Raw genomic sequence first — 13151 nt, 5'->3', positions numbered from 1 at the left:
CGCACCCTCACCGGCAGTTCCCGGGGATTCTGCCGGCATACCGCTGCGGGACGGGGGAACATCCCCGCCGCGTCGCAGCCCTCAAACGGAAGACACCGGTCTCGAAAGGGGTAAAGATCAACGATGAAACGCACCAGGACGGGACTGCTGTCCATGGCATCCGCCGCCGTGCTTGCCCTGGGACTTGCTCCCGGAGCTGCTGTGGCCCACGGCGGATCCGGGCACGGGGACCCTGACCAGAGTGACGACTGGCGGCACAATGACGATCAGCGGCGGCTGGTCAGGGCCCTGCGTGATGTCACCGACGACTACCGCTGGCTGGAGAACGCGGAGGCGGACGGATACCGGAAGATCACCGAATGCATCGACAAACCGGGCGTGGGAGCCATGGGCTTCCACTACGCGAAGCAGGACCTGATCGATGACAGGACCCAGGCCCGGAAGCCCGAGGTCCTCGTCTACATGCCTGACGAGGACGGGCAGTACGAGCTGGTGGCGGCCGAATTCATCTCGACGGCGGCCGAACGCCCCACCCTCGCCGGCCTCGATTTCGAGGACGGGCCGTTCCCCGGTTCCTATGCGCTTCACGCCTGGATCTGGCGGGACAACCCGGACGGCATGTTCGCTTCCTACAATCCGGACCTGAGCTGCCCCACGTAAGTCCCCGCTGACGCTAGAGGCCGGCACGACGCAAGGCGGGCGTACGACGCCGGGAGCCACCCGCCGTCGTACGCCCGCCTGGAATCGTGGTGCTTAGGCTCCCACGAGCTTGGCGCCGGCAGGAACCTCCGCCGGGGCGCCGGTCTCGTTGCGGCCGTACAGCCAGTCGTTGTACTGGAAGTTGTTGTCGCCGCGGCTCTTGAACAGCATGTTCCGCAGGACGCGGGCCACGCCGTCCACGTGCCAGGACTCGCCCCAGATCCGGGCGGTGGTCTGGACGCGGGCGGTGCGCGCCGCGCGGGTTTCGTTGAACTCGCGGAAGGCATCCTCCCATGCACCGGCGTCGATGCCTTCGGGCGTGAAGACCTTGTGCTGCGCGGCGTCCTGCAGCACAGCAGCATCCTCGAGTGCCTGGCAGGCGCCCTGGGCCAGGTACTGCAGCATCGGGTGGGCGGCGTCGCCGATCAGTGCCATGCGGCCGGAGACCCAGTTCTCGATCGGGTTGCGGTCGTACATGGGCCAGCGGATGCCGGTGGCCAGGTTCTTCAGGGCTTCCTGCACGGCGGGGACGCAGTCCTTGTAGGCCGCCTGGAGTTCGTCCACGCCGCCGTACTGCTCTTCGCCGCGCTCGAACGACGGGGACTTGAACACTGCCACGGTGTTGAGCAGCTGGCCCTTGCGGAGCGGGTACTGGACCAGGTGGCAGTTCGGGCCGAGGTAGACGATGACGTCCTCCAGGTCCGCGGCGGGGGTTTCCTCGGTGATGGGCACGGTGCCGCGGTACGCCACGTAGGCGGAGTTAACGGGGCCGTCGTTGGCAACGGTGGCGCGGAGGGTGGACTTCAGCCCGTCGGCTGCCAGGATGGCGTCAGCCTCGAACACCTCACCCTTGGCGGTGTAGGCGCGGGCCCGGTCGCCGTCGGTCTCCACCTTCTGCACCAGGACGTCGTTCACCAAAGTGACGCCGGCTTCCTGGCACGCTTCGAGCAGGATCCGGTGCAGGTCGCTGCGGTGGATCACCACGTAGGGGGCGCCGTAGCGTTCCTCGAATTCGCCGCCCAGGCTCTGGCGGGTGAGTTCCTCGCCGGTGATGGCGTCGCGGAACACCAGGTGCTTGGGCTGGACGCCGATTTCCAGCGCCTTCTCCAGCAGGCCCCAGCGCTTGAGGACGCGGGAGGCGTTGGGGGCCATCTGCAGGCCGGCGCCTACTTCGCCGAAGGCGGGTGCCACTTCTACCAGGGTGACGTCGGCGCCGTTTTCGCGAAGCGCCAGCGCTCCGGCGAGTCCGGCCATGCCGCCGCCCACTACCAGGACGTCGGTGGACGCTTTGACGTTAGACATTGGAAACTCCTACTGCTGTTGATTTCTTGATTTTGGTACCGACGGCTGCGAGCAGGACTGCTGCTGCTGCGGCTGCTCCGGCAAATGCCAGGAAGTTCGAGTTGACGCCCAGCCCCGCCGCGAGCAGGAGCCCGCCGGCCTGCGGGGCGGCTACAGCCCCGATCCGGCCCACGCCGAGCGCCCAGCCAAGGGCGGTGCCGCGCAGGTGTGCCGGGTAGTGGCTTGCCACGGCGGCGATGATCAGGCACTGGGTGCCGTGCGTGCCCACGCCGGCGAGCACCAGCATGAGGTAGACGACGGCGACCGGCGGCCCGGTCACCAGGACCAGCAATCCGATGGCGGCCACGGCCGCTGCCGCGATGGCGGTGGGAATGGGGCCGAACCGGGTGCCGGCCCAGGCGGTGAGCACCGAGCCCGCCACGGCGCCCAGGTTGAGGGCCAGGGCGAACGTTAGGGCGGACCCGAGGTTGTAGCCTGCCAGCTGCATGAGGTTGGGCAGCCAGGTGCCCAGCCCGTACCAGGCGAAGAGGGTCACCAGGGTGCCAATGGCGAACAACAGGCTGGTGCCGAGGTAGGGCGCACGGAGCAGGGATCCGAACCCGACGGCGTCCTTGGCGGTGCTGCCCTGGGCTGCGCCCTTGGAGCCGGGTGCCAGCGTCTCCGGCAGGTAGCGGATGCCCAGCGGGATGACCACCACCAGGGCGACGACGGCGACCAGGAACATGACCGGCCAGCCGAAGGCGGGAATCAGCGGAATGCCGACGAGGGCGGCGATGGAACCGCCGATGGGGACGCCGGACATCATCAGGGTGGCGATGGTGGACCGCCACTTTTCAGGAACGAGTTCTGCCACCAGGGCATTGGCCGACGGCACCAGGCCGCCCAGGCCAATGCCTGCCAGGAGGCGCAGGCCGCCGAAGACGGGCGCGTTGGGGGCAAAGGCGCAGAGGATGGTGAAGAGGGAGAACACGACGGCGCAGCCGATGATGGTGCGCCGGCGGCCCCAGGTATCGGACATGCGGCCTGCGAAGACCGCTCCGATCATCATGCCGATGAAGGCCATCGACCCGATGGTGCCGGCGGTGGCCTTGGTCAGGCCCCAGCCGGTATCGCTGATGAGCGAGCCCTGGACCGTCCCATAGACGATCAGGTCATAGCCGTCGAAAACGACCAGCAGCCAGCACACCAGGACGGCAAGCACGGAACGCCGGGGAAACCCGGAACGGCCGGCGCCCGGGGCGGGGGCGGCCGTGCGCTGCGGCGCTGCAGCGGAAGTTGTGTGATTCATCCCACCACTGTGCTGGCAGCCATACCGCTCCGCACATAAGATTCTGTTATGCAGAATCTTCCGGCCCGACGGAAGCCCACCTACTCCATTGAGGCGGTGGACAACGCCCTGCAGCTGCTGCAGCTCCTGCGGGACGTGGGCAGCCTGCGGCTCAAGGACGCCGCGGCGGAGCTGGGCGTGGCCCCGTCCACCGCCCACCGGCTCCTGGCCATGCTGGTCTACCGCGGCTTCGCGGTGCAGGACGAAACGCGCCGTTACGTGCCGGGCCCGGCGATGGGCGCCGGCCCTGCCGGGTTCAGCTGGACCCGGCAGCTGCGCGACATCTCCCGGCCACACATGGAAGTCCTGTGCGCCCGCACCAACGAGACCGTCAACCTGATGATCCGGGTGGGCACCAAGGTCCGGTTCCTGGACACGGTGGAAAGCTCGAATATTCTGCGTGTGGGTGACCGCCAGGGGACATTGCTCCCGGCGCACAAGGCATCGGGAGGCAAAGCCATCCTGGCGGAGCTGGAACCGGCCGCGCTGGAACAGCTGTTCCGCAGCCCCAACGCGGAGCTGGCCGGCGACTACATTCCCGACGCCGAGTACCCGGCATTCCTGCGCGAACTTGAGTCGGTGCGGGCCAACGGATTCGCTGCCAACTTCGAGGGCACCGAGGAGGGCATCAGCGCCTTCGGGATGGCGCTGCACAACGGCAAGGGCATGGTGGTGGGCGCCTTGAGCGTCGCCACTCCGGTGGCCAGGTTCCGGCCACTGTTCGACGCAGGGCTGGTGGGCGTGATGATGGAAACCCGGCGCCAACTGGAGATGGACATCGCGGCCAATCCGGCCGACGGCGGCGCGGGCGGCTGACCACGACTGGCAGCTCTTTCTGCTCTACAGAATATGCTGGGGATCACAGCGCTCATTCCTTAGGGTCGAATCCACGTCGCAGTCAGTCCGCACGCAAGGAGAAGGCCAGTGTCGATCAGCGCTGAAAACCAAACGCACGAATCCGTGGCACAGGAACACCATGTTCCCGAGCCCACCCCCGAGGAGGCTGCCCAGCTCGAGCAGCTGTACAAGGACTTCAACAAGGAAAACCTGATTCCCCTGTGGACGGAGATCGCGGACCTGATGCCCATGGTCCCGTCCCCCAAGGCGGTACCGCACGTATGGCGGTGGGATGACCTGTACCCGCTCGCCGCCCGCGCCGGCGACCTGGTACCCGTGGGCCGCGGCGGGGAACGGCGGGCCATCGCCCTGGCCAACCCCGGCCTGGCCGGGACCCCGTACGCCACCCCGACCCTCTGGGCCGCCATCCAGTACCTGGGCGGCCGCGAAACCGCCCCCGAGCACCGCCACTCCCAGAACGCCTTCCGCTTCGTCGTCGAAGGCGAAGGCGTGTGGACCGTGGTGAACGGCGATCCCGTACGCATGTCCCGCGGCGACTTCCTGCTCACCCCGGGCTGGAACTTCCATGGCCACCACAACGACACCGATGAGCCCATGGCGTGGATCGATGGCCTGGACATCCCGTTCGTCCATTACGCCGACGCCGGGTTCTTCGAATTCGGCACCGAACGCGTCACGGACGAGGCCACCCCGGACATCTCCCGCTCCGAGCGGCTCTGGGCCCACCCCGGCCTGCGCCCGCTCTCCGGACTGGAGAACACCACCAACTCCCCCATCGCCGCCTACCGGTGGAAGTACACCGACGCCGCCCTGCGCGAGCAGCTGCTCCTGGAGGACGAGGGCCACCCCGCCACCGTGTCCCAGGGCCACGCAGCCATCCGGTACACCAACCCCACCACCGGCGGGGATGTCATGCCCACCATCCGCGCGGAGTTCCACCGTCTGCGGGCCGGCGCCTGGACCGAGACCGTCCGCGAGGTGGGCTCCAGCGTCTGGCAGGTCTTCGACGGCACCGGCACCGTGACGCTCAACGGCGAAACCAGGGTCCTGGCCAAGGGCGACCTGTTCGTGGTCCCGTCCTGGGCCGCCTGGTCCCTGCAGGCCGAATCCGAGTTTGATTTGTTCCGGTTCAGCGACGCACCCATCTTTGAGCGCCTGAACTTCAACCGCACCTACATCGAAGGACGCACCAAGTAATGAAACTCCTCACCCTCCGCACCGCTGACGGCACCAAGGCGGTCCGCCAGGACGGCGACACCCTCACCGAGATCCCGGGCTTCTCCGACGTCGGGGCCCTGCTGAAGGACCCCAACTGGGAAACCACCGCCAAGGCGGCCAACGGCGCAACGCACCCAGTGGACGGCGCCGACCTCGCCGCCGTCGTGCCCTCCCCCGGCAAGATCATCTGCGTGGGCCACAACTACCGCAACCACATCAAGGAAATGGGCCGGGAGGTTCCCGAGCACCCCACCCTGTTCGCCAAATACGCCGAATCCCTGATCGGCCCCAACGACGACCTGGCCCTGCCGCAGGAATCGGACACCGTGGACTGGGAAGCCGAACTCGCCGTCGTCATCGGCAAGGCCGGCCGCCGCATCCCCGAATCCGAAGCCGCTGAGCACATCGCCGGGTACTCCGTGCTCAACGACGTCTCCATGCGCGACTACCAGTTCCGGACCATCCAGTGGCTGCAGGGCAAGACCTGGGAGAAGTCCACCCCGTTCGGGCCGGCCCTGGTCACCAAGGACGAGTTCACCGCCGGCCCGCTGATGACCTCCGCCGTGGACGGCGAAGTCCAGCAGTCCACCCCCACCTCGGACCTGGTGTTCACCCCTGAGTTCCTGGTCTCCTACATCTCCACCATCATCACCCTGAACCCGGGCGACGTGATCGCCACCGGCACCCCCGGCGGCGTGGGCCACGCCCAAGACCCCAAGCGCTACCTGCAGGAGGGCCAGGTCCTGGTCACCACCATCGAGGGCCTGGGCCAGCTGACCAACCGCGTGGTCAAGGAAGCCTGATGGTTGCCCGGCACGACCAGGCCACCGATCCCGTCCTGCTCGACGGGCTCCTGCAGGCCCGGCGCGGCACCGCGTTCTTCGCCCGCAAGCTCAACGAGCTCACGGACGCGGAACTGGACGGGGACTCGCTGCTGCCGGGCTGGACCCGCCGGCACGTTGTGGCCCACGTGGGCTACAACGCGCGGGCCGTGGCACGGCTGGTCGAATGGGCAGCCACCGGCGTGGAGACCCCCATGTACCCCTCGGTGGAGGTCCGCAACCACGAGATCGACTTCGGCGCCACGCTCAGTCCCATCGCGCTGCGGAACCTGTTCGACCACTCCGCCGTGCACCTGAACGTCGAGTGGCGCGACCTGCCCGCCGAGAACTGGCACCACAAGGTCAAGACCGTCCAGGGCAGGACCGTTCCCGCCGAAGAAACCGTCTGGATGCGCACCAGGGAAGTGTGGGTGCACGCCGTTGACCTGGACAACGGGGCCACGTTCCGGGACATCCCCGCACCCGTCCTGGAACGGCTCCTCACGGACATCACCGGCGCCTGGCACGCCCGCGGCACGGACAAGGACCTCGTGGTCAAGGTCACCGGCCAACCCTCTGCGCTGGTCTTCGGTGACACGGCAGCCGCCTCCCCCACCGTGGTTTCCGGCTCCCTGGCCGCCATTGCACAGTGGGCCACCGGCCGCGGCACGGACGGCACCACGGCACAGCACGACGGCGGATCGGTCACCCCCGCGCCCCCGGCCCCGGCCTGGATCTAGCTGCAGATCGAGCGCCCGGGCAAGCCATCTGCCACACCGCACCCAAGGCGGGCCAGCATACGCTGGCCCGCCTTTGCCGTGCCCGCCGGACTCCTCCCACGCAGCCGGCCTTCGCCTCGGGCTGCAAACCAAAAATCCGTCCCCGCGTTTGGGACCGGGCCCATAATCAGGACGGCGGCCGCTGGATAGCATGAGGTGACCGGACAGAGCCGTCCGGCGGGATCGACGCAAAAGGAAAACCCATGGCCGCGGTTACGGTGGATGACATCCTCTCGGATCTTCCCCTTGGCTTCGCCAGCCTCATCCTCCGTCCAGCCCCCTCGGCGCCGGCCATTGAACGGTTCCTTATTGTCGACGCCGACGACGAGTCCGTCCAGGCTGCCGGCGCGTTTGTCCTGCTCATCGGTGTCCGCGGCCGCTCCGCCTTGCCGGCCCTCCGGCGGCTCCTGAAGGCCCCGCCCCCGGTGGTAGCCGTCAAGGGCAACCGCGAAGACCTCGCCGAAGCGGAAGAACTCCTGCAGGCAGCGGGCTCGGGCCTCCTCCTGGTTGATCCCGCCGCCGACTGGGACCGCCTGCTGTCCATCGCAAAGGACCGGATCCAGCCGCGCAGCTACGAGAGCGAAGTCCTCACCCTGCTTGAGGAAGACCTGTTCGCCATCGCCCAGACCACGGCCAGGCTCACCTCCAGCCACGTGCTGATCGAGGACGCGGCCAACAAGGTCCTGGCGTACTCCACGGTCACCAACGACATTGACGAGCTCCGCAAAGCGTCCATCCTGTCCCGCCGCGGTCCGCGGAAGTACGAGCTGCTGCTCAAGGACCTGGGCGCATACCGCGAACTCCACCGCACCCGGCAGCCGGTCCGGGTGCCTGCCCGGCCCCAGGACGGGCTGCGTGAACGGGTGGCCATCGCGCTCTTCGCGGGCGAACGGATCATGGGGTACATCTGGCTCCAGGAGACCGGAGAGGGCTTCGGCCCGGACGTTGAGTACGTCCTCACCGGATCCGCAGCCAGGGTTTCCGCCGAACTGATCCGCTACCGCAACCAGCAGTCCGTCCACATGCGGGAGGACCGGGTGGCACGGATCCTGTCAGGTCCCGCCGAGGCCGCCGCCAGCGCCCACAGCGGAAAGATCCCCTCGGAGCGTCCCGCGGCGCTTCTCCTCATCGGCATGTCCGACGCCGACTCCCGGGCCGACGACGCCGCGCTCAAGCACGGCGAACTGGCCAACCTGGCCTCCATCCACGCCGCCGCGTACAAGGCATCCGCCGTCGTGGGCCAGTTCAACGGTGACACGGCCATCATCCTGCCGGACCTGCAGTCCAGCACGGCGGAGGCGGGGCTGAGGGCACTTGCCGAAGCAGTGGTCAAGGATGCCCGCAAACACCTGGGCATCATTCCCTTCGCCGCCGTCGGACCGCTGGCGCCGGACCTGCTGTCCATCCACCGGGTCACCGGCATCACGGAAGCACTGCTGGCCTGCGTGCGGAACGCCACACCGGGCACGGTGGCCACCGTTGACGATTTCGAGGCGGAAATCCTCTACCGCGAGGCCGTACGGAACTTCCACAGCTCACCCTTCCGGCACCGCAGCATGGCGGCACTGCTCCAGGAGGATGCCGAACTCGCAGCAACCCTGCAGGCCTACTTCGACGCCTGCTTCGACGTCTCCGAATGCGCCAAACACATGAACCTGCACAAAAACACCGTCTATTACCGCGTTGCCAAAGCAGCCAGGGTCACCGGCCTGGACTTCGGCAACCCCCGCGACTCACTGGTGGCCCTGCTCCATCTCCAGGAGTGGGCCGCCTCCACCGACAATCCAGGCAGGAAATGAGCACCACACTGAGCGCACCGCCCCTGGGCCTCCTCCTTGAGGACATCGTCCGGCGCCACCGGCCCAGGCAGAACGCGGGCAGCGTTCCCGGAAACATCCCTTTCCTGGCCACGGTCCCGTTCGACCGCTTCGGCATCGCCGTCGCCACCACCTCCGGCGAGGTCTTCAGCTCCGGGGACGCCGGCGTTCCCTTTTCCATCCAAAGCATCTCCAAGGTGTTCACCCTGGCCATGGCCCTGCAGGGCGGCAGGTCCGCTGCCCTGTGGTCCCGGGTGCTGCGCGAACCCTCCGGAACGTCCTTCAACTCACTGGTCCAGTTGGAAGCCGAAAAGGGCATCCCGCGCAATCCGTTCATCAACGCCGGCGCCCTGGTGGTCACCGACCACCTGCTGGAAGAGACGCCCGACGCCGCCACGCAGCTCCTGCGGTTCCTCACCGAACAAGCGGGGAGCCACGAGGCGGAGCCAGGCTCCCACGCACCGTTCATCGATGAAGCCGCTGCTGACGGTGAGCTGGCCGGCAGCAGCCGCAACCTGGCCCTGGCGCACTTCCTCAAGGATTTTGCCAACCTCACCCAGCCCGCCGCCGTCGTGGTGGAGAACTACGTCCGCCAGTGCTCCATCATGATGACCTGCGTCCAGCTGGCCCGTGCCGGCCTGTTCCTTGCCAACGACGGCCAGGGATCAACCGGCAGGGTGCTGTCCCCCAGCGAGGCCAAGCGGATCGGCTCCATCATGCTGACCTGCGGCATGTATGACGCCGCCGGCGAATTCGCATACCGGGTGGGCCTGCCCGGCAAGAGCGGAGTAGGCGGCGGGATCCTGGTGATCGTCCCGGGGCAGTGCGCCATCTGCGTCTGGAGTCCGCGGCTGGACGCCAAGGGCAATTCCCTTGCCGGCACCGCAGCCCTGGCCGACCTCTCCGACCGCACCGGCTGGTCAGTCTTCTAAGTTTCCCCATCCAGCAAGATCTTTTTCGGATCGAAAGGAATACCCATGCCCAACAACCCCAATGAAGAGGTTGAGTTCGACCACGTTATTGATGGTGGTCACGCGCATGCGTCCGAGACCTCCCTGCATGCGGAGGACAAGGGTTACCACAAGAACCTGAAGCCGCGGCAGATCCAGATGATCGCGATTGGCGGTGCGATCGGTACCGGCCTGTTCCTGGGCGCCGGCGGCCGGCTCTACGCCGCGGGCCCGTCCCTGGTCATCGCGTACGCGGTGTGCGGGTTCTTCGCGTTCCTGATCCTGCGTGCCCTGGGCGAACTGGTCCTGCACCGGCCCTCCTCGGGCTCGTTCGTTTCCTACGCCCGTGAATTCTTCGGTGAAAAAGCCGCGTTCGTCTCCGGCTGGTTCTACTGGATCAACTGGGCCACCACCACCATCGTGGACATCACCGCCGCCGCCCTCTACATGCACTTCTTCGGCAACTACGTCCCCTGGATGGCCGATGTCCCGCAGTGGGCCTGGGCACTGACCGCCCTCGTCGTGGTCCTGGCCCTGAACCTGGTCTCCGTGAAAGTCTTCGGCGAAATGGAATTCTGGTTCGCCCTGATCAAGGTCGCCGCCCTCGTCGCCTTCCTCATCATCGGCACCTACTTCGTCATCTTCGGCACCCCCGTGGACGGCCAGCAGGTCGGCATCAGCCTCCTGTCCGATAACGGCGGGATCTTCCCCAACGGCCTGCTGCCCATGATCATCCTCATGCAGGGCGTCCTGTTCGCCTACGCCTCCATCGAACTCATCGGCACCGCCGCCGGCGAAACCGAGAACCCCGAAAAAATCATGCCCAAGGCCATCAACTCCGTGGTCTTCCGCATCGCCGTGTTCTACGTCGGCTCCGTGATCCTCCTGGCCCTGCTGCTGCCCTTCACCTCCTACCAAAAAGGCGTCAGCCCCTTCGTGACGTTCTTCGGCTCCATCGGCGTCCAGGGCGTGGACGTCATCATGAACCTCGTGGTCCTCACCGCAGCCCTGTCCTCCCTGAACGCCGGGCTCTACTCCACGGGCCGGATCCTGCGTTCCATGTCCGTCAACGGCTCCGCGCCCAAGTTCGCCTCCCGCATGAACAAGGCAGGCGTCCCGTACGGCGGCATCGCCATCACCGCCGTCGTCTCCCTCCTCGGGGTCCCGCTGAACTACCTCGTCCCGGCCGAAGCCTTCGAAATCGTCCTGAACATCGCCTCCGTCGGCATCATCATGACCTGGGCCACCATCGTGCTGTGCCAGATCCAGCTCAAACGCTGGGCCGACAAAGGCTGGGTCGAACGCCCCTCCTTCCGGATGTTCGGCGCCCCCTACACCGGCTACCTCTCCCTGCTCTTCCTCGTCGGCGTCCTCATCATGGTCTTCATCGACTCACCCCTGACCATGCTCGTCACCGCCATCGCGTCCGTCCTCATGGTCCTCGGCTGGTACGCCTGCCGCCACCGCATCCGCCAAATCGCCGAAACCCGCGAAGGCTTCACCGGGAAAGCACCCGTGATCGCCAACCGGACGCCCATTTCCTGACCACAACGCCTGCAACCCTCCGAGCTGAAGAAAGACCATGACACCAGAGCCGCAGCCCACCCTGACCACCTCCCGTCCCCAGCCCGCCGCCGTCGTCCACCACCAGGACCGTGTGGCGCCCGCCCTCAAATCCGCCGGGCACGTCATCGTCGATTCGCTGGTGGCCCACGGCGTGGAACGCACCTACGTGGTTCCCGGCGAGAGCTTCCTCGACGTGCTGGACGGCCTGCACCAGTCCAGCGTCGAAACCATCGTCTGCCGGCATGAGGGCGGGGCCGCGTACATGGCGGAGGCGGACGGCAAGATGCAGCAACGGCCGGGCGTCGCGATGGTCACCCGGGGGCCGGGGGCCGCGAACGCGCATGTGGGCCTGCACACCGCCTGGCAGGACTCCACCCCCATGCTGCTCTTCGTGGGCCTGATCCCGTTTGCCCACCGGGACCGGGAAGCGTTCCAGGAATTCGACATCAAGTCCTGGTTCGATACCGGCGCCAAGCGCGTCATGGTCCTGGACCATCCGGAGCGGGCCTCCGAAATCGTGGCCGAGGCCATGTTTGCGGCGATGAGCGGACGGCCCGGACCCGTGGTTGTCGGCTTGCCGGAGGACGTGATCCGGCAGCAGGTCAGCCCGGTTCTCCACCCTGCGATACCCGTAGCCGCAGGGGGCCTGAGCGGTACGGACTCCGCGGCGCTGAAGGCGGCCCTGGCCGAGTCCAACAAGCCGCTCTTCGTCACCGGCGGCAACGACTGGACGCAGGAGGCAGCCGGGCAGCTCACCGCCTGGCTGGAGCGGCACCACATCCCGGCCGCCGCCGAATGGCGCACGCAGGGCACGGTGTCCTTCGATTCGCCATCCTACGTGGGGCCCATCGGGTACGGCCGGCCGCGCCCCACGTATGACCTCCTGGAGGAGACCGACCTCCTGGTGTTCGTGGGCACGGTGCCGGGAGATGTGATCACTGACGGATTCGTGTGCCGCCAGGACTGGAGCAAGAAGAACTTCCTGGTGACGGCGGACCCGTCGCTGCGGGGGCGGTCCGGACCCGTGTCACGGCAGATCCTGGCCAAACCGGACGCGTTCGTCCGCGACCTGGCGGGCATTGACCTGCCGGTCAAGGAGGAGTGGAAGGACTGGACGGCGAGGATGCGGAAAGAGCAGGAAAGCTTCGCGGCGCTCCCTTCTGCGGTGCCGGCTCCGGGCCAGGCGAGGATGGACACCCTGATGGCCAACCTGGTGCCCCGTCTTCCCGGGGACGCGATGGTGACGTTCGGGGCCGGGGAACACACCAACTGGGCCCACCGGTATTTCCCCACCCGCCGGTATGCGTCCATGATCAGCGCCCGCAACGGCTCCATGGGGTACTCAGTACCTTCCGCGATCGCCGCTTCCCTGGCTGAGCCCGGGCGGCGGGTGGTGACCATCGCGGGGGACGGCGAGTTCCTCATGAACGGGCAGGAACTCGCCACCGCGGCCCAGTACGGTGCAACGCCCCTCGTGGTGGTCATGGACAACCAGGAGTACGGCACCATCCGCACGCACCAGGAACGGCACTACCCGCAGCGCGTGTCCGGAACGCAGTTGAAGAACCCGGATTTTGCGCTGATGGCCAGGGCTTTCGGCGGCTTCGGCATCACCGTCACGGAGGACCGCGGCGTGCCGGCCGCCCTGGATGCCGCGCTGGCGGCCATCGACGATGACGGGGTGTTTGCCCTCATCCACCTCATCGTGGAGCAGCGCGTCAAGGCGTACTGAGGCAACGTGCCGCTGCTGCGGCAGGCTTCATCCGGTGACGCGGACGACGGCGGGACCTCCCGCCGTCGTCCGTTTGGGTTTA

General features: G+C 67.5%; 11 protein-coding genes. 9 read left to right on the top strand and 2 right to left on the bottom strand.

The features are described from left to right. Positions 1–123 precede the first annotated feature (123 nt). Entirely contained in the window at positions 124–660 is a 537-nt protein-coding gene (locus LDO22_RS17205; protein ID WP_224024838.1) for a hypothetical protein, read from the top strand. A 93-nt stretch (positions 661–753) separates the two neighbouring features. On the opposite strand, the gene LDO22_RS17200 is transcribed toward LDO22_RS17205, so the two are convergent. After that, the gene (locus tag LDO22_RS17200; protein ID WP_224024835.1) at positions 754–2001 is read right to left on the bottom strand and encodes an FAD-dependent oxidoreductase; all 1248 of its coding nucleotides are present in this window, start codon (positions 1999–2001) and stop codon (positions 754–756) included. Then, positions 1994–3289, bottom strand: coding sequence for an aromatic acid/H+ symport family MFS transporter (locus LDO22_RS17195; RefSeq protein WP_224024833.1), 1296 nt, complete (start codon positions 3287–3289; stop codon positions 1994–1996). Before LDO22_RS17195 ends, LDO22_RS17200 begins: the two co-directional genes overlap by 8 nt. Positions 3290–3337: 48 nt before the next feature. Here LDO22_RS17195 and LDO22_RS17190 point away from each other — a divergent pair, with 48 nt between their 5' ends. The 8 genes from LDO22_RS17190 (at position 3338) to LDO22_RS17155 (ending at position 13069) form a co-directional block, all read left to right on the top strand. Further along, positions 3338–4144: an IclR family transcriptional regulator gene (locus tag LDO22_RS17190; protein WP_224024831.1), complete on the top strand. Its 807-nt coding sequence runs from the start codon at positions 3338–3340 to the stop codon at positions 4142–4144. 108 nt (positions 4145–4252) lie between these two features. After that, a complete protein-coding gene (locus LDO22_RS17185) occupies positions 4253–5383 on the top strand; it encodes a cupin domain-containing protein (RefSeq protein WP_224024829.1) in 1131 nt (376 codons plus the stop codon). After that, positions 5383–6207: a fumarylacetoacetate hydrolase family protein gene (locus LDO22_RS17180; RefSeq protein ID WP_159633069.1), complete on the top strand. Its 825-nt coding sequence runs from the start codon at positions 5383–5385 to the stop codon at positions 6205–6207. Before LDO22_RS17185 ends, LDO22_RS17180 begins: the two co-directional genes overlap by 1 nt. After that, positions 6207–6965 carry a maleylpyruvate isomerase family mycothiol-dependent enzyme gene (locus LDO22_RS17175; RefSeq protein WP_224024827.1) on the top strand — a complete coding sequence of 253 codons (759 nt, stop codon included), beginning with the start codon at positions 6207–6209 and terminating at the stop codon, positions 6963–6965. The genes LDO22_RS17180 and LDO22_RS17175 overlap by 1 nt, the downstream gene beginning before the upstream one ends. A gap of 242 nt (positions 6966–7207) precedes the next feature. After that, positions 7208–8803 (top strand): helix-turn-helix domain-containing protein, encoded by a 1596-nt coding sequence (locus LDO22_RS17170; RefSeq protein ID WP_224024825.1) that lies wholly within the window; start codon positions 7208–7210, stop codon positions 8801–8803. Beyond that, positions 8800–9753, top strand: a complete 954-nt coding sequence (locus tag LDO22_RS17165) for a glutaminase (RefSeq protein ID WP_159633078.1) — start codon at positions 8800–8802, stop codon at positions 9751–9753. The genes LDO22_RS17170 and LDO22_RS17165 overlap by 4 nt, the downstream gene beginning before the upstream one ends. A gap of 45 nt (positions 9754–9798) precedes the next feature. Continuing rightward, positions 9799–11316, top strand: a complete 1518-nt coding sequence (locus LDO22_RS17160; protein ID WP_224024823.1) for an amino acid permease — start codon at positions 9799–9801, stop codon at positions 11314–11316. Positions 11317–11353: 37 nt separating this feature from the next. Then, positions 11354–13069 (top strand): thiamine pyrophosphate-dependent enzyme, encoded by a 1716-nt coding sequence (locus LDO22_RS17155; RefSeq protein WP_224024821.1) that lies wholly within the window; start codon positions 11354–11356, stop codon positions 13067–13069. Positions 13070–13151 lie beyond the last annotated feature (82 nt).

The sequence above is a fragment of the Arthrobacter sp. NicSoilC5 genome (assembly GCF_019977395.1).
Classification (GTDB): Bacteria; Actinomycetota; Actinomycetes; order Actinomycetales; family Micrococcaceae; genus Arthrobacter.
The sequence above is the reverse complement of the archived record's forward strand: the minus strand, read 5'-3'. Positions and strand labels throughout refer to the sequence as shown.

What these genes read in the sequence shown, in the direction of transcription:
- LDO22_RS17205 (WP_224024838.1), top strand. Translation starts at nt 124, where the DNA reads ATGAAACGCACCAGGACGGGACTGCTGTCCATGGCATCCGCCGCCGTG.
- LDO22_RS17200 (WP_224024835.1), bottom strand. Translation starts at nt 2,001, where the DNA reads ATGTCTAACGTCAAAGCGTCCACCGACGTCCTGGTAGTGGGCGGCGGC.
- LDO22_RS17195 (WP_224024833.1), bottom strand. Translation starts at nt 3,289, where the DNA reads ATGAATCACACAACTTCCGCTGCAGCGCCGCAGCGCACGGCCGCCCCC.
- LDO22_RS17190 (WP_224024831.1), top strand. Translation starts at nt 3,338, where the DNA reads ATGCAGAATCTTCCGGCCCGACGGAAGCCCACCTACTCCATTGAGGCG.
- LDO22_RS17180 (WP_159633069.1), top strand. Translation starts at nt 5,383, where the DNA reads ATGAAACTCCTCACCCTCCGCACCGCTGACGGCACCAAGGCGGTCCGC.
- LDO22_RS17175 (WP_224024827.1), top strand. Translation starts at nt 6,207, where the DNA reads ATGGTTGCCCGGCACGACCAGGCCACCGATCCCGTCCTGCTCGACGGG.
- LDO22_RS17170 (WP_224024825.1), top strand. Translation starts at nt 7,208, where the DNA reads ATGGCCGCGGTTACGGTGGATGACATCCTCTCGGATCTTCCCCTTGGC.
- LDO22_RS17165 (WP_159633078.1), top strand. Translation starts at nt 8,800, where the DNA reads ATGAGCACCACACTGAGCGCACCGCCCCTGGGCCTCCTCCTTGAGGAC.
- LDO22_RS17160 (WP_224024823.1), top strand. Translation starts at nt 9,799, where the DNA reads ATGCCCAACAACCCCAATGAAGAGGTTGAGTTCGACCACGTTATTGAT.
- LDO22_RS17155 (WP_224024821.1), top strand. Translation starts at nt 11,354, where the DNA reads ATGACACCAGAGCCGCAGCCCACCCTGACCACCTCCCGTCCCCAGCCC.